Origin of the sequence: Rhizobium sp. AG207R, assembly GCF_027109195.1 — a bacterium.
In the GTDB taxonomy this organism is placed as follows: Bacteria; Pseudomonadota; Alphaproteobacteria; order Rhizobiales; family Rhizobiaceae; genus Rhizobium; species Rhizobium dioscoreae.
On the sequence record NZ_JAEPVT010000001.1, the window covers coordinates 769,502 to 789,005 of the forward strand.

The 19,504-nt window shown below is 61.2% G+C and carries 16 protein-coding genes and 1 pseudogene; 4 read left to right on the forward strand and 13 right to left on the reverse strand.

Going from position 1 to position 19,504, the window contains the following annotated elements; genetic code table 11:
- Positions 1–14: 14 nt before the first annotated feature.
- From lpdA to JJQ51_RS03440, 7 genes are all read right to left on the reverse strand, one after another.
- Positions 15–1,403, reverse strand: coding sequence for a dihydrolipoyl dehydrogenase (gene lpdA / locus JJQ51_RS03410; RefSeq protein ID WP_113353242.1), 1,389 nt, complete (start codon positions 1,401–1,403; stop codon positions 15–17).
- A 4-nt stretch (positions 1,404–1,407) separates the two neighbouring features.
- Positions 1,408–2,712 carry a dihydrolipoamide acetyltransferase family protein gene (locus tag JJQ51_RS03415; RefSeq protein ID WP_113395076.1) on the reverse strand — a complete coding sequence of 435 codons (1,305 nt, stop codon included), beginning with the start codon at positions 2,710–2,712 and terminating at the stop codon, positions 1,408–1,410.
- A gap of 2 nt (positions 2,713–2,714) precedes the next feature.
- The gene (locus JJQ51_RS03420) at positions 2,715–3,728 is read right to left on the reverse strand and encodes an alpha-ketoacid dehydrogenase subunit beta (RefSeq protein WP_113353244.1); all 1,014 of its coding nucleotides are present in this window, start codon (positions 3,726–3,728) and stop codon (positions 2,715–2,717) included.
- 1 nt (position 3,729) lies between these two features.
- Positions 3,730–4,962 (reverse strand): 3-methyl-2-oxobutanoate dehydrogenase (2-methylpropanoyl-transferring) subunit alpha, encoded by a 1,233-nt coding sequence (locus tag JJQ51_RS03425; protein ID WP_113395078.1) that lies wholly within the window; start codon positions 4,960–4,962, stop codon positions 3,730–3,732.
- An 81-nt stretch (positions 4,963–5,043) separates the two neighbouring features.
- Complete coding sequence (locus JJQ51_RS03430) at positions 5,044–6,171, reverse strand: acyl-CoA dehydrogenase family protein (RefSeq protein WP_113353246.1); 1,128 nt, start codon at positions 6,169–6,171, stop codon at positions 5,044–5,046.
- Between the two features lie 24 nt (positions 6,172–6,195).
- Positions 6,196–7,383: an acetyl-CoA C-acyltransferase gene (locus JJQ51_RS03435; protein ID WP_269244311.1), complete on the reverse strand. Its 1,188-nt coding sequence runs from the start codon at positions 7,381–7,383 to the stop codon at positions 6,196–6,198.
- 26 nt (positions 7,384–7,409) lie between these two features.
- The gene (locus JJQ51_RS03440; RefSeq protein WP_113353248.1) at positions 7,410–8,177 is read right to left on the reverse strand and encodes a 3-hydroxyacyl-CoA dehydrogenase; all 768 of its coding nucleotides are present in this window, start codon (positions 8,175–8,177) and stop codon (positions 7,410–7,412) included.
- A gap of 137 nt (positions 8,178–8,314) precedes the next feature.
- On the opposite strand from JJQ51_RS03440, the gene JJQ51_RS03445 reads away from it, so the two are divergent.
- Positions 8,315–9,379, forward strand: coding sequence for an AraC family transcriptional regulator (locus JJQ51_RS03445; protein WP_442967275.1), 1,065 nt, complete (start codon positions 8,315–8,317; stop codon positions 9,377–9,379).
- Between the two features lie 111 nt (positions 9,380–9,490).
- Here JJQ51_RS03445 and JJQ51_RS03450 read toward each other — a convergent pair whose 3' ends face one another.
- The gene (locus JJQ51_RS03450; RefSeq protein ID WP_113331128.1) at positions 9,491–10,378 is read right to left on the reverse strand and encodes a LysR substrate-binding domain-containing protein; all 888 of its coding nucleotides are present in this window, start codon (positions 10,376–10,378) and stop codon (positions 9,491–9,493) included.
- A gap of 107 nt (positions 10,379–10,485) precedes the next feature.
- On the opposite strand from JJQ51_RS03450, the gene JJQ51_RS03455 reads away from it, so the two are divergent.
- Positions 10,486–11,739, forward strand: coding sequence for an aromatic ring-hydroxylating oxygenase subunit alpha (locus JJQ51_RS03455; protein WP_113353249.1), 1,254 nt, complete (start codon positions 10,486–10,488; stop codon positions 11,737–11,739).
- Positions 11,729–12,811, forward strand: a complete 1,083-nt coding sequence (locus JJQ51_RS03460; RefSeq protein WP_269244312.1) for a hybrid-cluster NAD(P)-dependent oxidoreductase — start codon at positions 11,729–11,731, stop codon at positions 12,809–12,811. Before JJQ51_RS03455 ends, JJQ51_RS03460 begins: the two co-directional genes overlap by 11 nt.
- 42 nt (positions 12,812–12,853) lie before the next feature.
- Here JJQ51_RS03460 and JJQ51_RS03465 read toward each other — a convergent pair.
- A pseudogene (locus tag JJQ51_RS03465) lies at positions 12,854–13,056 on the reverse strand (FAD-dependent oxidoreductase); the annotation flags it as partial.
- 148 nt (positions 13,057–13,204) lie between these two features.
- Between JJQ51_RS03465 and JJQ51_RS03470 the strand changes: the two are divergent.
- Positions 13,205–15,157 carry a putative bifunctional diguanylate cyclase/phosphodiesterase gene (locus JJQ51_RS03470; protein ID WP_162759633.1) on the forward strand — a complete coding sequence of 651 codons (1,953 nt, stop codon included), beginning with the start codon at positions 13,205–13,207 and terminating at the stop codon, positions 15,155–15,157.
- Between the two features lie 82 nt (positions 15,158–15,239).
- On the opposite strand, the gene JJQ51_RS03475 is transcribed toward JJQ51_RS03470, so the two are convergent.
- Genes JJQ51_RS03475 through JJQ51_RS03490 form a run of 4 tightly spaced genes read right to left on the reverse strand, consistent with a single transcriptional unit; the run spans position 15,240 to position 19,417 of the window.
- Positions 15,240–16,436 carry an ABC transporter permease gene (locus tag JJQ51_RS03475; protein ID WP_113395080.1) on the reverse strand — a complete coding sequence of 399 codons (1,197 nt, stop codon included), beginning with the start codon at positions 16,434–16,436 and terminating at the stop codon, positions 15,240–15,242.
- A 4-nt stretch (positions 16,437–16,440) separates the two neighbouring features.
- Positions 16,441–17,583: an ABC transporter permease gene (locus JJQ51_RS03480; RefSeq protein WP_113395081.1), complete on the reverse strand. Its 1,143-nt coding sequence runs from the start codon at positions 17,581–17,583 to the stop codon at positions 16,441–16,443.
- Entirely contained in the window at positions 17,580–18,290 is a 711-nt protein-coding gene (locus JJQ51_RS03485; protein ID WP_113353253.1) for an ABC transporter ATP-binding protein, read from the reverse strand. The genes JJQ51_RS03480 and JJQ51_RS03485 overlap by 4 nt, the downstream gene beginning before the upstream one ends.
- A complete protein-coding gene (locus JJQ51_RS03490) occupies positions 18,287–19,417 on the reverse strand; it encodes an efflux RND transporter periplasmic adaptor subunit (RefSeq protein WP_113353254.1) in 1,131 nt (376 codons plus the stop codon). Before JJQ51_RS03490 ends, JJQ51_RS03485 begins: the two co-directional genes overlap by 4 nt.
- Positions 19,418–19,504: the final 87 nt, after the last annotated feature.

Genomic DNA, 19,504 nt, shown 5'->3' on the forward strand with positions numbered 1-19,504 from the left:
CAGCTGAGACCAGCTCAGATGTGCAGGGCATGGCCAAGCGCCTTCAACGCGGCTTCCTGCAGGCTTTCGCTGCGGGTCGGGTGGGCGTGGATCGTCCCGGCGATGTCTTCCAGCCGCGCGCCCATCTCGAGTGCCAGCGAGAACGCGCTTGACAGCTCCGAGACGCCGGCACCAACCGCCTGCAGGCCAAGCACCAGATTGGTGTCCGCGCGCGCTACAGCCCGCACAAAACCGTCTTCCGACTGGGTGGTCATCGCACGACCGTTGGCGGCGAAAGGAAAGAGACCGACGCGGATTTCATAGCCCTGGGCGCGCGCTTCATCAGGTGAAAGCCCCGCCGTGACGATCTCGGGATCGGTGAAGCAGACGGCGGGAATGGCACGTTTATCCCAGACACGCTTGCGGCCGGCGACGATCTCCGCAACCATCTCCCCCTGCGCCATGGCGCGATGGGCAAGCATCGGCTCGCCCGTGACATCGCCGATGGCATAGACACCGCGCATGGAAGTGCGGCAGCGCTCGTCGATGCGAATGAAACGGCCAGCGCGATCGAGATCGAGTTCCTCGAGACCCCAACCTTCCGTGCGTGGCTTGCGCCCGACTGTGACGAGAACCTTGCCAGCGGCGATCCGCTCCTCTTCGCCCGCAGCGGTCTCGATCAGCAGCGCCTCTCCCGAATAGGCTTTCGCCTTCGCTCCAGTCAGAACGCGCACGCCGAGCTCAGCCAAGCGCTTGGCAACCGGCTTGACGAGCTCGGCGTCATATTGCGGCAGGATTTGCGCCATCGCCTCGACCACCGTGACCTGCGCGCCCAGCTTGGCGAAGGCAGTGCCGAGTTCCAGGCCGATATAGCCGCCGCCGACAACAGCGAGGCTATTGGGCACACTTGTCAGCGACAGCGCCTCGGTGGACGAGAGGACCGCTCCGCCAAAGGGCAGCAGCGGCAACTCGACCGGTTCGGAGCCAGTCGCGATGACAACTGCTTCGGCACGGATGACCTGAGTTCCGGTCTCGGTCTCGACCTCGACGGTCTTGCCGTCGCGGAACGTCGCCTGGCCATGCACGATCTTGACCTTGGACTTGCGCAAAAGACCGAGTACGCCGTTGTTCAGCCGGCCGACGATGCCATCTTTCCAGCGTATGGTCTGCGCGAGATCGAGCTTTGGCGCCTCGACAGTGATGCCGAGCGCGTTGGGTGTGGTCATGTGGCTGACCTTTTCGAACTCCTCGGCCGCGTGGATCAGGGCCTTGGAGGGGATGCAGCCGATATTCAGGCAGGTGCCGCCAGCCTTTGTGGATTCGACGATCACCGTATCGACGCCGAGCTGACCGGCGCGGATGGCACAGATATAGCCGCCGGGTCCGGCACCGATGACGAGGAGCTTGCAGACGATTTCTTTCATGTCATCAACCTTCGATGAAGATCAGCGCGGGGGTTTCGAGCAGCGCCTTGATCCGCTGGACGAAGACCGCCGCGTCCCAGCCGTCGACGATGCGATGGTCGAAGCTCGACGACAGGTTCATGATCTTGCGCGGGATGAACTGGGTCCCGTCCCAGACGGGCTGGGTCATGATCTTGTTGACACCGACGATCGCGACTTCGGGATGGTTGATGATCGGCGTCGTCACGATGCCGCCGAGCGCGCCGAGCGAGGAGATGGTGATCGTGGAACCGGACAGCTCCTCGCGCGCGGCGGTGCCATTGCGGGCGGCGTCGGCAAGGCGTGTCAGCTCGGCGGCGCAATCCCAGATCGACCTGGCTTCGGCGTGGCGGACGACCGGTACGGTCAGGCCGGAGGGTGTCTGCGTGGCGATGCCGATATGGACGGCTCCGTAGCGGGTAACGACACCGGCATCGTCGTCGAAGGTGGCGTTGATACCGGGCTGCTCGCCCAACGTCTTCACCATCGCCCGCATCAGGAAGGGCAGAATGGTCAGCTTCGGCTGATCGGGCTTGCGGCCGGCATTCATCGTCGCTCGCAAGTCTTCAAGGTCGGTGACATCGACCTCTTCGACATAGGTGATGTGGGGAATGCGCGAGGCGGCGAGGCGCATCTTCTCGGCGATACGCCGGCGCAGGCCGGTGACCTTGATCTCCTCGACATCGGTCTTGCGGGCGGGGCCGGTTGAAGCAGCGGTTGCATGCTGCATGCCATGCGCGATGAACTGATCGAGATTGTCATGGGTAATGCGTCCCGCAGGCCCAGTGCCAGGCACCTGGCGCAAATCGACACCAGCCTCCTGGGCACGCAACCGCACGGCAGGGGAAGCAAGCGGACGCTCCGCCGGTTCGCGGGGAACCGGGCCCCCGACCGGCGCCGTCGACTGGATAGCCTTCGCTTCGACCGCCGGTCTTGCCGGAGGTGGTGCGACCGGCTTGGCCTCCGTCCCCTCGTCCTTGGCCGGTTCGGTCTTCACAGGTTGAGGAGCCGCGGCGAAGGAAGCCTCTTCGCTCGCATTCCCATCCTCGCCGGCGACCTGGATTCGCAAGAGCGGCGCCTTGACCGCGACCGTATCGCCGACATCGGCGCCGAGCCAGAGCACGACCCCTTCGACCGGCGAGGGGATTTCCACCGTCGCCTTGTCGGTCATGACCGCCGCGAGCACCATATCCTCACGCACCGGGTCGCCCGGCTTGACATGCCACTCGACCAGCTCGGCCTCGGCCACGCCCTCACCCACATCGGGCATCTTGATGACGAATTCACCCATCCTCAGCCCTCCATCACTTCTTTCAACGCCCGGCCGACACGGGCGGGACCGGGGAAATAGTCCCATTCCTGTGCGTGCGGATACGGCGTGTCCCAGCCGGTCACGCGCACGATCGGCGCCTCAAGACTATAGAAGCAGTACTCCTGAACCAGTGATGCGACTTCCGCGCCGAAGCCGGAGGTAAGCGTCGCCTCGTGCACGACGACGCAGCGGCCGGTCTTCTTCACCGACTGGACGATCGTATCGAGGTCGAGCGGCAGAAGACTGCGCAGATCGATCACCTCGGCATCGATCCCTGTCTCCTCGGCGGCGGCAAGCGCCACATGCACCATCGTACCGTAGGCGACCACGGTGACGGCACTCCCCGGCCGGCGGATTTCCGCCTTGCCGATCGGGATCGTGTAATGCCCTTCCGGAACCTCGCCGAGATCATGTTTCGACCAGGGCGTCACCGGCCTTTCGTGATGACCATCGAAGGGGCCGTTATAGAGCCGCTTCGGTTCGAGGAACATCACCGGGTCCGGATCCTCTATCGCCGCGATCAGCAGGCCCTTGGCGTCGTAGGGATTGGACGGCACGATCACCTTCAATCCGCAGACATGGGTAAACAGCGCTTCCGGGCTCTGGCTATGCGTCTGCCCGCCGAAGATGCCGCCGCCGGTCGGCATGCGCACGACGATCGGGCAGGTAAAGTCGCCATTGGAGCGGTAGCGGATGCGCGCCGCTTCCTGGGTGATCTGGTCATAGGCCGGATACATATAATCAGCGAACTGGATTTCGACGCAGGGCTTCAAGCCGTAGGCGGCCATGCCGATCGCCGTACCGAGAATACCGGATTCGTTGATTGGCGCATCGAAGCAGCGGGTCTTGCCGTATTTGGCCTGGAGTCCTTGCGTGGCGCGGAAAACCCCGCCGAAGTAGCCGACATCCTCGCCGAAGACGACGACATCGTCGTCACGCCCCATCGAGACGTCCATGGCGCTGCGCACGGCCTCGATCATTGTCATTCTTGCCATGTCAGTACCCTGCCTTCTGCCGCTGGCGGCGGATATGAGCGGGCATTTCCGCGTAGACGCCCTCGAAGATGTCGCGCACCGATGGCTTGCCGCCCGCATGCAGCGTGCCGTGGCTTTCGGCCTGCTTCTGTGCCTCGATAACTTCATCGAGAACCTCGGCCTCCGCCTGGGCATGGCGCTCCTCCGACCAGACACCACGCACGATCAGATGCTTCTTTAGCCGCAACACTGGGTCGCCGAGCGGCCAGGCCTCGGATTCGGTTTTCGGCCGATAGGCGCTCGGGTCATCGGAGGTGGAATGGGCGCCGACGCGGTAGGTGACATATTCGATCAGTGTTGGGCCGAGGTTGCGCCTTGCGCGCTCGGCCGCCCATTTGGCGACGGCATAGACCGCCAGATAGTCATTGCCGTCGACCCGAAGCGCTGGGATGCCGAAGCCAAGGCCGCGAGCGGCGAAGGTTCCGGAACCGCCGCGGGCAATGCCCTGGAAGGTGGAGATGGCCCATTGGTTGTTGACGATATTGAGGATGACCGGCGCCTTATAGGTGGAGGCGAAGACCAGCGCCGAATGGAAATCGGATTCGGCCGTCGAACCGTCGCCGATCCATGCGGCGGCGATCTTGGTGTCGTTCTTGATGGCCGACGCCATCGCCCAGCCGACCGCCTGCACATATTGGGTGGCAAGATTGCCGGAGATGGTAAAGAAGCCATGCTCCTTCGATGAATACATGATCGGCAGTTGCCGACCACGCAAGGGATCGGCCTCGTTCGAGTAGATCTGGTTCATCATCTCGACCATCGGATAGTCGTCGGCGATCAAGAGGCCCGCTTGCCGGTAGGTCGGAAAGTTCATGTCCCCTTTGTTCAGCGCCTTGCGGAAGGCGGAACTCACCGCCTCTTCGCCAAGATGCTGCATATAGAAGGAGGTCTTTCCCTGTCGCTGCGCCATCAGCATGCGCGCGTCGAAGGCCCTGAGCTTCATCATGTTGCGCAAGCCCGTCAGCAACTCCTCATCGGAGAGCAATCCGGCCCACGGGCCGACCGCCTCGCCGTCGCGGTTGAGAACGCGGATGATGGAATAGGCGAGATCGCGGATCTCCTCGGGCGCAACGTCGACCGCCGGTCTTGGCACGGAGCCGGCCTTGGCGATCTTGACATTGGAGAAATCCGGCTGGCCGCCTGGCCGCACCGCCGGCTCGGGGACGTGCAGGCTCAGATTTGGAACCTCGTTCATGCGCTGTGATACCTCCCTTGTCGGCCGCCCCTCCCGCGCTCCCCACGGCGGGCACGACCGCAAACATTCCACGAAAACATACTATAAGTTGCGCGCGATAACGATGCGCTGAACGTCGCTCGTTCCCTCGTAAATCTGGCAGATGCGGACGTCCCGGTAGATGCGTTCGACTGGATAGTCCGCCATATATCCGTAGCCGCCATGGATCTGGATCGCGTCGGAGCAGACCTTTTCGGCCATTTCCGACGCGAACAGCTTCGCCATCGACGCTTCGGTAAGGCAGGGCCGCCCCTCCTCCTTCAACTGTGCCGCGTGCAACACCATCTGGCGGGCGACCTCGATCTGCGTCGCCATATCGGCAAGCCGGAAGGCGACAGCCTGATGATCGATGATCGGCGAGCCGAACGTCTTGCGTTCGCGGGCATAGTCGCGCGCCGCCTCGAAAGCCGCTCGCGCCATGCCGATGGATTGCGATGCGATGCCAATGCGCCCGCCTTCGAGATTCGACAGGGCGATCCTGTAACCGTCGCCTTCCTCGCCGAGCCGATTTTCCACCGGGACGCGCATGCCGGTAAAGGCGATCTGGCAGGTGTCGGACGAGTGGAGACCGAGTTTGTGTTCGACGCGCACGACTTCGTAGCCGGGCGTGTCGGTCGGCACGATAAAGGCGGAAATGCCCCTCTTGCCCGCCTCGGAGTCTGTCACGGCAAAGACGATGATGACATTGCCATTCTTACCCGAAGTAATGAACTGCTTGGCGCCGTCGATAACATAATCATCACCGTCTCGGCGGGCACGAGTCTTCAGGTTCGAGGCATCGGAGCCAGCCTGCGGCTCCGTCAGGGCAAAGCCGCCGATCCATTCGCCGCTTGCCAGTTTCGGCAGGAAGCGCTGCTTCTGCTCCTCCGTGCCGTATTTCAGGATCGGTACGCAACCGACGGAGCTGTGCACGCTCATGATGGTCGAGCACGGCCCGTCTCCGGCGGCAATTTCCTCAAGTGCCACGGTATAGGCGATCACGCCCGTTTCCGAACCGCCATAGGCCTCGGGCACGAGCATGCCGAGGAAGCCGAGTTCGCCCATCTCCTTCAATTCCTCGCGGGGGAAGAGGCTCTTCGCGTCGCGCTCGGCGGCTCCCGGAGCCAGGCGCTCCCTGGCGAAATCACGCGCCATGTCGCGAATCTGGATGTGGTCTTCGCTCAGGATCATGGTCCGGTCTCCTCCTCGAACCCTTCAGTTCAGTTCGACGGCCATGGCGGTTGCTTCGCCACCGCCGATGCAAAGCGTCGCCATGCCACGCCTCATGCCGTAGCGCTTGAGCGCTGCAAGCAGCGTGACGAGCACGCGGGCCCCGGACGCGCCGATCGGATGGCCGAGCGCGCAGGCGCCGCCGTGAACGTTGACCTTGTCGTGCGGCAGGTCGAGATCGCGCATAGCCGCCATGGCGACGACAGCAAAAGCCTCGTTGATCTCGAACAGATCGACATTCCGAAGGCTCCAGCCGGTGCGTTCGGAAAGCTTGCGCAGCGCGCCGATTGGCGCGGTCGCGAAGAGATTGGGCGCCTGCGAATGCGTGGCGTGGCCGACGATAGTGGCAAGCGGTACGATACCTTCGCGCTCGGCCGTTGAGCGGCGCATCAGCACCAGCGCGGCGGCACCATCGGAGATGGACGAGGCATTCGCGGCGGTCACCGTGCCGTTTTCACGGAAAGCCGGCTTGAGCGTCGGGATTTTTTCCGGTTTCGCCTTGCCGGGCTGTTCGTCACGGCCGACAACCAGTTCGGATCGCCCTGTCTTGACGGTGACTGGCACGATCTCACTATCGAATGCACCCTCCTCGGTCGCCTTGCGGGCGCGGGTCAGGGATGTGACGGCGTAGTCGTCCTGCGCCGCGCGCGTAAACTGATAGGCTTCGGCGCAATCCTCGGCGAAAGTGCCCATGAGGCGTCCCTTGTCATAGGCGTCTTCGAGCCCATCGAGGAACATATGGTCGATGACGCGGGCGTGCCCGAGCCGGTAGCCGCCGCGTGCCCTATCGAGAAGATAGGGGGCATTTGTCATGCTCTCCATGCCGCCGGCAATGGCGATCGACGCGCTGCCGGCGCCGATCAGATCGTGTGCCAGCATGACGGCCTTCATTCCCGAACCGCACATCTTGTTGACGGTTGTCGCTCCCGTCGCAAACGGCAGGCCAGCGCCGATCGCGGCCTGTCTTGCCGGTGCCTGACCCTGCCCGGCCGAAAGAACGCAACCGAAGACCACCTCCTCAATCGCGTCCGGGCCAACGCCGCCGCGCTCGAGGGCCGCGCGGATGGCGGCGGCCCCGAGTTCCGGCGCCGTGCAATCCCTAAGATCTCCCTGGAAGCTACCCATTGGAGTACGGGCCGCGCCAACGATGACGATCGGATCTTCTCGCGTCATATCAAACCTCCAGTTACGAGCCTGCCTCAGTGCGGCGCCATGCGCAACGCTCCATCGAGGCGGATGACTTCGCCATTCAGCATGACGTTCTCACAGATGTGGCGTACCAATGCGGCGAATTCCACCGGCTTTCCGAAGCGCTGCGGAAAGGGCACGCTCTTGCTCAGCGAATCCTGCACCTCCTGCGGCATGCCGGCCATCATCGGCGTCTCGAAAATGCCTGGCGCGATGGCAACGACGCGAATGCCGCTGCGCGCCAATTCGCGAGCGATCGGCAGCGTCATGGCGGCAACGCCGCCCTTGGAAGCCGCATAGGCCGCCTGACCGATCTGTCCGTCGAAGGCGGCAATCGAAGCCGTGCTGACGATGACCCCGCGCTCGCCGTCCGTATCCGGCTGCTCCTTGGCGATGGCCGCCGCCGCGAGCCGGATCATGTTGAAAGTGCCGATAAGATTGATGCCGATCGCGCGGCTGAAACTGTCGAGCCGGTGCGGACCGTTGCGGCCGATCACCTTCTCGCCGGGCGCGACGCCGGCGCAATTGACGAGCCCATGCAGATGGCCAAAGCGTTCTATCGCCATGTCGATCGCGGCCTGGCCGTCTTCTTCCTGCGTGACATCCGTCTTGATAAAGGTCGCGCGGGCACCAAGCTCACCGACAATACCGGCGCCAGCATCGGCATTGACGTCGGCTATGACGACATTAGCCCCCTCATCCGTCAGCATGCGCGCGACCGCCGCTCCAAGGCCCGAACCGCCACCGGTAACGACGAAAGTCTTTCCCTGGATCAACATGGTCGCTCTCCTCCAGCGCAGCCGATTTCAACCGAGGGCCTCCACGCTTCGTGCAGTCGCCCGCAGTATCGCATCCCCGGAAGAGCGCGGTTACCTCGCGCCTCGCCTAAGCTTATCGTCGCGCGATATTGCATTCGATGACAAAAGCGTCTCAAATCGTCGGCCAGTTTTACCATATTTTACAGGTCATGACGATGACGGAAACCGCGCGGCGGATGATATCACCTTTCTTCGTGAAAGAGGCGATCGACTGCCTTCGGCGGCATGGAAAATCCCCCGAACGATTGCTCGCGACACTCGGCCTATCCACGCAGATCGACGTGCCGGTTTCGGCCGAAAGCTATGGCGCGCTGTGGCTGGCGATCGCGGCCGAGATGGATGACGAATTCTTCGGCATGGGCGGCAGGCCCATGCGTCGCGGCAGCTTCACGCTGCTTTGCCATTGCGTGCTGCACGCAAGGACCCTCGACCAGGCGCTACGGCGCGCTCTCAGGTTCTTAAACATCGTGCTGGAGGATCCGGAAGGGCATCTCGAAGTGGCGGATGGGTTGGCGCATATCGTGCTGACCGACCGTGCGAGCGAACGCTCAGCCTTTGCCTATCGGACCTACTGGATTCTCCTGCACGGCATTGCATGCTGGCTCATCGGGCGCCGCATTCCGCTTAGAATGGTCGACTTTCGCTGTGCGGAGCCAGATCATGGCGCCGAGTACCGACAATTCTTCGGGGCGCCCGTCCGTTTCTTACAGCCGGTTAGCAGGCTCGCCTTCGATGCCGCTCTCCTCAGACTGCCGGTGATACGCAACGAGCAAGCCCTGAGGCAATTTCTTCGCAATGCGCCGGCCAATATCCTCGTGCGTTACCGCTATGACGCCGGCCTTGCAGCGAGCGTGCGCAAGTGGCTGCGCCAATCATCGCCTGCCTCATGGAAGGCATTTGACGATTTGGCCGCGCAAATGCGCATGTCTCCTTCGACCCTGCGGCATCGCCTCAATGCCGAGGGCCAGAACTATGCCGCCATCAGGGATGAAATCCGCCGCGATCTTGCAATCGAGATGCTGCAAACGACCAAGTTCGGCGTCGGGGAGATCGCGACACGCCTCGGCTTTTCCGAACCCAGCGCCTTTCATCGGGCATTCCGGAAGTGGACCGCAAGAAGCCCCGCGGCATTTCGAAAGGAAATGACCGCGCGGAACCGGTGACCGCGCCAGCCGCCGGTCTTCCAACGGCCTGCGCCATGGTGCTTCGTCATGGCCAGCGACGGTATTCGCGATCTCGACAAGCCTTATCTAGCTTGAGTTTCGAAACTGGCCTTACCGCGTCAGCGCATTGGCAAGCCAGTGTGCGGCGTGTTCCGCGGCGAGCGTAAGGCGCGGCCTTGCTGGAAGGAGAACGTGATACCGGTCGGGGGTGGAGATCTCGGGCTCCTCCAAGGCGACGAGCGTGCCATCCTCCAGGAAAGTCTGGACAAGAAGACGCCAGCCGAGCGCGATCCCCTGCCCCGCACGCGCGGCCGCGATCGCCTCCGTATAGTGGTTGAAGCGAAGATGCGGCTTTATTCGCAACGCCCGGCCCGTTTCCTGAACCCATTGCGTCCAGGAGAGCCATGAGCGATCGTGAGCGTCTGTCTCTATGAACTCATCGGCATCGGACATCTGCGCCGTCGGACGACGCCGATAATAGTCGGGCGAGCATACGGGAACGACGACGTCCTCCTGGGCGGCGACTATCTTGGCGTCGGCAAACGGCGGCCTGCCGTATCGAATGGCTACGTCTATGCCGCCAGCGTCCAGGTCGATTCTTGCGTCCTGCGAGATGACCCTGATCTGCACGCCCGCATTCTCCCGCCGAAACTCCGTCAGCCGCGGGAGCAGCCAGAAGGAGGAGAAGGCGACGGTCGCGCCGATCGTCACGACGTTCTGCTGGGAGGATCTGACCACATCGACGGCGTCCGCGATGCTGGCGAAGCTTTGCGCGAGCGTTGTTCCCAGGGTGAGGCACGCAGCAGTCGGTTCGATGGCGCGATGCTTGCGTACGAACATCGGCAGAGCGAGTTCCTCTTCCAATGTCGCGATCTGGCGGCTGACGGCTGCCTGAGTGACGCCAAGCTCGATCGCCGCCGCCGTAAAGCTCCGGTGCCGTAGAACGGCCTCGAGCGTCATCAACGCGGTCAGGGAGGGAATTCGCCGCCGAAAGTTCATATGCATCCCTCACATTACATAATGTTATGCGTTCGTGAAAATTAATGCCGTTGAAGCATAACGGATGCAAGGGCAAACTGCGGATCATAGAACCATAAGAGGCTATCATGCTAAACAGGCTTCCATCCTCCATCTCCGCCCTGCTTGAAGCACGCGCCGATGGTTATTCCCTGCCTGCCGGCCTCTATACCCGCGAGGATGTCTTCGAGGCCGATATCGACGTCTTCTTTCACAAGCACTGGATCTGCGTCGGCCTCGACTGCGACGTACCGGAACCAGGCGATGCCACCGTTGTCGATATTGGCAAGACCAGCCTGATCCTGCTTCGCGACGACGACGGCGAAATTCGCGTGCTTCACAACGTCTGTCGCCATCGCGGGTCGCGCCTGCTCGATGCCGGCAAGACGATCGTCTCGAAGCTTGTCTGTCCCTATCACACATGGACCTACGAACTGACCGGGGAGCTGAGCTATGCGCCACACATGGGCAAGGATCTGGACAAGCGGTGCCATAGCCTGAAGCCGGTGAACTTCAAGTCGATCGGCGGCCTGATCTATGTGTGCCTCTCCGACAATCCGCCGGAAGACATCGCAACCCTCGAGCAGGTGATGATCGAGCGCCTTGCGCCCTACGACATCCGGAATGCCAAGGTCGCTTATCAGACCGATGTCATCGAGGACGGCAACTGGAAGCTCACGATGGAAAACAATCGCGAGTGCTACCACTGTTCCGCCAATCATCCCGAGCTCTGCGTCTCCTTCGTCGATCTCGACTTCGGCTTCGATCCGGAAACGTTGAACCCAGAGGACCGCGAGCAGGCCGCCGAGCACTTCCGGCTCTACGACGAGCGGACAAAAGCCTGGGAGGCGGATGGTTTCCCGTCGGCGGCAGTCGAACAGCTCGTCGACTGCGCCACGAACTTCCGCACACAGCGTCTGATCATCGCCGGGGCCGGCGAATCCCAGACACATGATGCGACCGCGGCGTCATCGAAGCTGCTTGGTCGGATGACCCGCAAGGATCTCGGCGACACGCATCTTTGGGGCCATAATAGCTGGAATCACTTCATGGGCGATCACGCTGTCGTCGCGATCGTCATCCCGCTCTCCGCCGGCAAGACGCTCGTCAGAACCAAATGGCTGGTCCACAAGGATGCCGTCGAAGGTAAGGACTATGACCTCGACAAGCTTACGGACGTCTGGGTCGCCACGACGGACCAGGATGCAGGCCTCGTCGCCCGCTCGCATGCCGGCGTACTCGACCCTGCATACCAGCCCGGCCCCTATTCTCGATTCTCGGAAACCAATCTGGACAAGTTCGCGACCTGGTATATCGATCGGATGCGCGCCCATGGGTATTGAATTCGCTCAGATGCAGCGCGGCCAGGTCGCTATGTGGGATCCGGAGCACGACGAGACGCTTGTATGCATCGACGTGCACCAGGAGACGCATGACGTGAAGAGTTTCACGTTCGCGTCTCCGGAAGGCAAGCGCTTCAGCTTCGATGCCGGGCAGTACTTTTTGTTCGATTTCCCGATGGGTCCGGATAGTGAAGCGCGCTGCTACAGCATCTCGTCGTCGCCCCATCGCGACAACGCGTTCACCGTCACGGTCAAGCGCGTGCCCGGCGGCAAGGTCTCAAACTGGCTGCATGACACCATGACTGCCGGCATGATGGTCAAGGGCCAGGGGCCGCTCGGTCACTTTATCCGTCCGAAAGGCGAAAAGACGAAACTCCTGCTGCTCTCGGGCGGATCCGGCATCACGCCGGTCATGTCGATCACACGCGATCTGGCGGATCGATACGAACCCTCGGACATCGTTTTTCTTCACGCGGCGCGCACGCCCTCCGACCTCATCTTCCGCCATGACCTTTCCGGCCTCGCGACAAGGATGAAAGGCCTGCGTCTCCAGTTACTGCCGGAAACGGTGGCTGGCGAGCCGGCGTGGCCGGGATTGACGGGGCGGCTCTCGCTCGAGTACCTCAAGCTTGCGGTTCCCGACATCGCCGAGCGTGTCGTCATGTGCTGCGGCCCGGCCCCCTTCATGGCGGCGGCGCGTTCCATCACCGCGGCATTGGGCGTTCCCGCGTCAAACTACATCGAAGAGAGTTTCGATGCGGCTGTCATCGACGAGCCAAGACCAGAGGTCGAGCAACAACCGGCCCAGAAGATCTATCGGGTGGAGTTTTCGAAGCAGAAGCGAATGCTGCAAGTCTCCTCCGATCAAACGGTGCTTGCGGCCGCGAAGAAGGGTAGCATCAGGCTTCCTTCGTCCTGTTCGAATGGCATGTGCGGAACGTGCAAATCCAAGCTCGTCTCTGGCTCGGTCGAAATGAATCACAACGGCGGTATCCGTCAGCGGGAAATCGATGCCGGGATGTTCCTGCCCTGCTGCTCGAAGCCGCTTAGCGATCTCGTCGTTGATCGCTGACGAAGGATTGATGCGAGAGGCGATGCCATCTGCTCTCGTGCTTTAGCTGGCCAGCATTGCGTTGAGCGTCTGGGCCGTGTGGGACGCCAGGGTCAATCCGATGGACCCATGCCCATGCCCATGCCCGACGGCAAGAATGACGTCCCTGCCGCCCCTGGAAGGCCCGATGACCGGCACGGAATGGGCATTGAAGGCCGAAACCCAGGTCAGGAACGACTTGGCGTCCCGGGCGCGGGAAAGAATCTCCCTCTGCAAGAATAGACCTTCTTCCGATCAGGACAACGAGCTTACATCCGAAGGTTGAGGCAATTGTTTGTTGATTAACCGTTTGCATTTCAAATAATGTAACACCATCCATGTCATGAATAGCGGCGTTACTCTATGAGCGGCGCTATGGAAATACTAAAAGCCAAACAGAAATTTCAGCATTTCATGTCCATTCGGTCCGATAATCCGGACTTGTTGAAAGCTCAGTACCGTGCTTTCACACGGCAGATGCCGATGATGTATTTAATTCTGATTTCGAGTACATGGGCGCTTTCCATTACCCATATGCAATCGGCACCGACTTGGCTCACCATTGGCATCCCTGCTTTCTTCACGCTCGGCTGCATGCTCAGGATCAAATTCTGGTGGAGGACACGCAATGTCGATCCTCAGCCCGCAGTGGCTTATGCAGCGCTCGTCCGCACCAATCGCCTGGCTATCGGGATCGCTACTGCATTCACTGTTTGGTCATTTTTGTTGGTGCCCTATGGCGATGCATATGCCCAGTCTCATGTCGCCTTCTATATGGCGATTACAGTCATTTCCTGCATTTTCTGCCTGATGTATGTTCGCTCGGCGGCATTCATAGTTACCGTGATCGTCAATGGAGCATTCGTTTTATTTTTCGCGGCCTCAAGGCAACCGACTTTTATTGCGATAGCTATCAATGTGGCACTTGTGTGCGCGGGCATGATGTCGATTCTCCTGACAAACTACCGCAATTTCGAGCGCATGATTATCTCGCAGCAACGCACGGAAGCGCTTAGCAATGAGAACCTCTTGCTTGCCAATGTCGACAGCCTGACGGAATTACCCAATCGTCGCGCGTTCTTTACGCATCTGGAAGCTGAGTTCGAAAGGGCCAAGACCGAAAACACGCGGCTGGCTCTTGGCGTCATCGATCTCGATGGCTTCAAGCCGGTCAACGACCTTTACGGACACTCGGTCGGGGACAGGCTGCTGATCGACGTCAGCAGGCGCCTTACCACCAGCTTGAAAGCCAGCCGGGCATTTCGATTGGGTGGCGACGAATTTGCAATCGTCGCCCCGGTCGCGCCTGAAGATGCTCAGCTTGTGAAAAACGCGAATGCGATTTCCGAATGGCTCGGAGCGCCTTATCACCTGCCGGAAGGAACGGTGCACGTATCCGCGTCGATGGGAATAGCGGTCTTCCCGAACCTCGCTTCTACTCTGGAGCAGCTTTTCGACAGGGCTGATTATGCCCTTTACCATGCCAAGAGAAGCCGTCGCGGAGGCGCGGTTTTATTTGACGCCGAGCACGAAAAGCAGATCAATATAGAAGCGCGCATCGAGCACCTGCTCAGGCAAGGCAATTTGGAAGACGAGCTCTCGGTCATGTTTCAACCGATCGTGAGCTTGGCGAATGATCAGACGGTTGGCTTCGAGGCCCTGGCCCGCTGGCACAGCCCGGTTCTTGGACATGTCTCGCCCGCGCAATTCTTCCCAATCGCCGAACGGGCCGGTATCGTCAGTTCACTGACACGGCCGCTGCTCAAAAGGGCACTTGCCTTCGCATGCGAGTGGGAAGAGCCTTTGCGCCTGTCGTTCAACCTGTCGGCCTACGACCTCAATTCCAACGAAGGGGTGCTGTCGTTGATCGGAATCATCGAAAGCAGCGGCTTTGACGCGAAGCGTCTCGACCTTGAAATTACCGAAACGGCCTTTACGCACGATTTCGAGCAAATCAAATCGTCGGTGGAAATGCTGCGGCATCTCGGTTGCGGCATTTCACTCGACGACTTCGGCACCGGTTATTCCAGCTTGACGCGGCTGCATGCCCTTCCTTTGACCAAGATCAAGATCGACCGCAGCTTCGTCACGGATTTGCACAAAAGGCCCGCCAGCTATAAAATCGTGAAATCACTTCTCAATCTCAGCCGGGACATGGAGCTGGAATGCGTGGTTGAAGGCGTCGAGACACCCGAAGAACTTGTGGCTCTTCAGGGGTTGGGGGGCACGCTGGTGCAAGGCTACCTCTATTCGCGGCCACTGAACGAAAAAGACGCTGCCGAATGGTGCTGCGCCGCCGCACGGCAAACAGGCTCGTCAACCAGCTGAACCACAAACATCTTCGTTATGTGCCGCAGATGGCATGCTCCTGAACGGAAGCGAGCGGGCGACCCTCACGCTTGAGAGATCATCAGCTCGACCGCAGGGCGGCGGTCAAGGGAAGTCGGCTGGCGACGGTGGCCGGCAAGGCGCCGCCCAGAATGCCGATCGCAAGTCCGAGCAGACCTGCCGTCGTCATGACATCGCCGGTTACGGAGAGCTGGAACGCCATTCGCGTTCCGTTCGTCCCAACCGTGCTTGCCTGCCAGCCATTGAAGGCCAGCCAGGATGCGAGCAGTCCAAACGCCACGCCAAGGGCGGCAAGCACGATTGCCTCCACCCATGTGCCGAGAAACGCGGATATCCGGCTGAAGCCGAGTGCCCGAACCGTTGCGATCTCGACGGTACGGTCCGACACGGAGTTCATCATTGTGTTGAGCGCACCGGCGGTCGCACCGATGGCCATCAACAGAGCGAGCGGCCAGCCGAACAGCCGGATGAGACTGGCCGTGCGGGCTGATTGCGCCGCATAGAGGTCGGCTTCAACAACGGCGCGCAGCGGCGTTGTCTTTATTGTGTCGAGCTTGGCCTGCAGCCGGGACACAGAGGCGGGATCGGACAGGCGCAAGCGCAGGCTCTGGACCTGCCCCTGCCGGTCGAAGGCGGATCGAACCGCGTCGAGATCGGCCCAGATCTCGGACTCGAAGGCGCTGCCGCGCGCCGAGAACAGGCCTACCACCGTCCAGTCGACCGTGCCGAGCCGCAAGGTGCTGCCGATCGATATTCCGACCTGTCGCGCGAGGCGATCCCCGACGACGATCTCGCGCGAACCGGGTGTGAACAGGCGGCCGGACGACAAGGCGATATGGTCGCGGATGGAGGGACCGGACTGATCCATGCCGCGAAGAGCCAAGGTCAGGCCCTCTTCCGACCCGTTCGATTTGGCGTCGACGGCAACGACGATTTCGCGCGAGAAAATCGGCATGCCGCTTGCGTCTCGCGCCACACCGATGTCATCGGTCATTGCACTCAGGGTTCGAATGACGGATGCCGGAACATCGGAGCCAGCCTCCTGGTTCGTACCGCCACCCAGAACGACGGCGAGGGAGTTTGAGCCGGCACTTTGCAGGGCCGTCTCGAAACCCCTTGTCATGGCCAGGAAGCCCGCGAGAACGCAGACGACGAGCGCCACGGAAAAAACCATGGAGGCGGAAATGGAGATGCGTCGTGGCAGGCTGAACAGATTTGCCCTGATCATGACGAATGCTTGTTTGGCATTGGAGGACATGAATCTACCTCGTTCTGAATGCGGAGATTATCGGGATCCTAAGCGCGTTCAGAGCCGGAAGCGCACCGGTCAAAAGCGCTAACAGGGTGACCATCGCAAGAGCTCTTGCAAAAATCGCATCGGAAAAAACGAGGCCGATCTCAGGTCCCGTGATGACCGTTGCAAGCAGTGCAAGTATCAGGCCGATGGTGCCGCCGACCACGAAGATGAACAATGTTTCGCCGAGGATCAGCGCCATGATCCATGAGCCGGAAAAGCCCAGGGTTTTCAAAACGCCGATCTCGAAGGTGCGCTCGCGAACGGCAAAGACCATGGTGTTGCCGACGATCATCAGCAGCGTGACGAATGCCGCGCCGACCACCATGTTCACGATCAGGCCGATATCGGCATATTGGCGCAGGAAAGCCTCGAGGAACTGCTTTTCCGATCTGGTCTGTGTCGGCGCCGCCGAATTGGCGAACAGCTGATCTATCTTCGAGGCAAGTTCCCTTGTCTGAACATCAGGCTGAGGCCTAATGATGAAGGCGTCGACCGTGTCCTTGTTGCGGGCTCTGAGCGCATTGACATAATCGTATTGGGCAACGACGAAATAGGTGTCGGTCGAGGCGTTCTCGCCGTTGAAGACACCGGCGATTTCAAAGGACCAGTCACGACTGCCATCCTGCTTTGCCGTATCGAAGCTGGTGACGGTGATCTTCTGGCCGACGGTCCAGCCTTGCGCCTCGGCGAGCGCCCTGCCGACGAGGACGGTGCTGCGGTCCCTGGCGAGCACGCCGATCAGAGACGGCGTCAGCCCGAGCTCCTTACCGTTCGAACTGTAAAGCCGCGCGGGATCGGCGGCACTCACGGCGATGATGTTCTTCTCGACCATCGCAAAGCCGCGCAGACGCGACATATAGCCGACGGCGGCTACACCTGGTTCGGTGCCGATCCCGTTCAGGTAGGAAATCGGCAGCGGCTGGGCGCGGCCGGCCGCACTCATGACGCCAAGAATATCCTCGCTCGCCGCTGACGAGCCCTGGCTACCGTCGATGAAGCTCGTCGTCAAACCATAGATGAGAAAGGCCGTGGCGACGCTGACCATCAGCAATATTGTGCGCAGCGGCTTCCGCCACATACTTTTTCGCACGAGATCGAGGAACGTCATGCGTCCGCCCTCCGCTCTTCGACGAACTGGCCCTTGTCGAGATGAAGCGTTCGGCTGGCATAGCTTGCGGCCTGCGGGTCGTGGGTCACCATGATGATGGTCTTGCCGAGCTCGCGGTTCAGAAAACGCAGCATTTCCAGCACCTCGTCCGCCGACCGCCGGTCGAGGTCGCCCGTGGGCTCGTCGCAGAGCAGCAATGCCGGGTCTGCGACGATCGCCCGCGCGATACCGACGCGCTGCTGCTGACCGCCCGACATCAGCTTCGGATACTGCTTCTGGCGACCCGAAAGTCCGACCAGATCCAGAACCTTGTCGACGCGCACCCGCCGCTCCCTCGACGAGAGCGGCTTCAAGAGAAGTGGCAGTTCGATGTTCTCGGCCGCGTTCAGCATCGGCAGGAGATTATAGAACTGGAAGACGATCCCCATGTTGTGGGCGCGCCAGGAGGAGCGGGCCGCCTCGCCCATCTGATCAAGATTACTGACCCCGATGCGCAGGCGGCCCTGATCCGGCTTGTCTATGCCCGACAGCATGTTGAGCAGCGTCGATTTCCCGGATCCGGAAGGCCCCATGATCGCGACGAACTCGCCGCGGGCGATTTGCAGGTCGAGATTGGAAAAGATCGGGACGATCTCGGTCCCTATTCTGTATCCCTTCTTGACATTGTTGAGCACGATATAGGGCTCGTTGCTTGTGGAGGCGATCATCGAGGAGTGTCTCCTGGCTGTTGTGCTGGAATGGTCGAAATACGAATACGGGCGGCCATGTTGGGCATGGTGCCGTCAGGTGGATCGAGGAGCGCCAGGCGCAGCCTGATCGTGCCCTTTTCCGCCGAAGCGACCGGCCAAAGCTGCAGGATCTCGGTCGCGAAGGGCTTATCCGGAAAGCCGTCGAGGACGGCTTCGCCGCGAAGGCCCGGACGAAGCTTGCCGATATTGGTTTCGGCGACATCAGCGTCGATCACCAGGCTGTTGGTATCGGTGATCGTCAGCAGGCTTTCATTTTCCTTGATACTGTCCACTCGGGCCAGCACCCGACCGCCGACGTGGGCGTCGAGCCGTGTCACCGTGCCCGAGATCGGAGCTTTGACGGTCAACGCATCAACATGTTCCTGCGCAATCTTCACGTCGAGTTGGCCTCTTGCATAGCTTTGGCGTGCCTGATCGACCGCGTTCAATGCCGTATCTCTGGCTGTTTGTGCTTCCTCGACGGTCTGGACCGAGACAGCGCTCTTCGCAGAGAGCGCCGCATTGCGCTGCAACGAGCTATCGGCCTGCTTGAGCGCCAGGATCTTTCCCTCAAGGGCAAGCTTGGCTGCGTCGCTGTCGGCCTTGGCTTGTTCGAGTGAGAAGCCGGCGCTGACGTCATCGATCCTGACGATAACCTGCCCGACTTCAACGCGATCGCCGATACTGACGTCAACCGATGCGATCTCTCCCTCATATTTGGAAAAGACCGTCACGATACGTGGGGCGACGACGAAGCCGGACCCGGTTATCTCCGGCGCGGATGCCGATCTCAGCGAATTGGCGGAAGGGATCGGCGAACCGCTACCGAAGGCCGCCTGAATGGATGGAACACTTGATTTGTCACCAGTTTGCGCCGTGCCCCGGGCCTCGATCTCCGGCTGCGGCTGAAGGGAGGTTTTGAGGCGAGGCGCGATATCCGGCCAGAAGAAGGCGACCGCGCTGACGCCAAGGGCGAGCATGGTACTCGTGAGGACAAACCGCCGGCTCTTCTTGACCGGCGACCCGACTGATTGGAACGAAGGCTCAAGCGACAATGACCTGAGCGTTTCAGCGAGTTTGCGATTTTGTTCGGTGTTGGTGTTCATGCCGCCAACATGAACGAGACGCCCGAAAACTCGACCTCAAACGCGTTCTGGCCCGTACTCGATCGCGATCTGGTACCTCTTGCGCCC

Bases quoted from the DNA above. Each gene is read 5' to 3' on its own strand.
- JJQ51_RS03485 (WP_113353253.1), bottom strand. From the start codon at position 18,290: ATGATCGCCTCCACAAGCAACGAGCCCTATATCGTGCTCAACAATGTC.
- lpdA (WP_113353242.1), bottom strand. From the start codon at position 1,403: ATGAAAGAAATCGTCTGCAAGCTCCTCGTCATCGGTGCCGGACCCGGC.
- JJQ51_RS03450 (WP_113331128.1), bottom strand. From the start codon at position 10,378: ATGAACTTTCGGCGGCGAATTCCCTCCCTGACCGCGTTGATGACGCTC.
- JJQ51_RS03470 (WP_162759633.1), top strand. From the start codon at position 13,205: ATGGAAATACTAAAAGCCAAACAGAAATTTCAGCATTTCATGTCCATT.
- JJQ51_RS03490 (WP_113353254.1), bottom strand. From the start codon at position 19,417: ATGAACACCAACACCGAACAAAATCGCAAACTCGCTGAAACGCTCAGG.
- JJQ51_RS03420 (WP_113353244.1), bottom strand. From the start codon at position 3,728: ATGGCAAGAATGACAATGATCGAGGCCGTGCGCAGCGCCATGGACGTC.
- JJQ51_RS03475 (WP_113395080.1), bottom strand. From the start codon at position 16,436: ATGTCCTCCAATGCCAAACAAGCATTCGTCATGATCAGGGCAAATCTG.
- JJQ51_RS03430 (WP_113353246.1), bottom strand. From the start codon at position 6,171: ATGATCCTGAGCGAAGACCACATCCAGATTCGCGACATGGCGCGTGAT.
- JJQ51_RS03415 (WP_113395076.1), bottom strand. From the start codon at position 2,712: ATGGGTGAATTCGTCATCAAGATGCCCGATGTGGGTGAGGGCGTGGCC.
- JJQ51_RS03425 (WP_113395078.1), bottom strand. From the start codon at position 4,962: ATGAACGAGGTTCCAAATCTGAGCCTGCACGTCCCCGAGCCGGCGGTG.
- JJQ51_RS03460 (WP_269244312.1), top strand. From the start codon at position 11,729: ATGGGTATTGAATTCGCTCAGATGCAGCGCGGCCAGGTCGCTATGTGG.
- JJQ51_RS03440 (WP_113353248.1), bottom strand. From the start codon at position 8,177: ATGTTGATCCAGGGAAAGACTTTCGTCGTTACCGGTGGCGGTTCGGGC.
- JJQ51_RS03455 (WP_113353249.1), top strand. From the start codon at position 10,486: ATGCTAAACAGGCTTCCATCCTCCATCTCCGCCCTGCTTGAAGCACGC.
- JJQ51_RS03480 (WP_113395081.1), bottom strand. From the start codon at position 17,583: ATGACGTTCCTCGATCTCGTGCGAAAAAGTATGTGGCGGAAGCCGCTG.
- JJQ51_RS03445 (WP_442967275.1), top strand. From the start codon at position 8,315: ATGACAAAAGCGTCTCAAATCGTCGGCCAGTTTTACCATATTTTACAG.
- JJQ51_RS03435 (WP_269244311.1), bottom strand. From the start codon at position 7,383: ATGACGCGAGAAGATCCGATCGTCATCGTTGGCGCGGCCCGTACTCCA.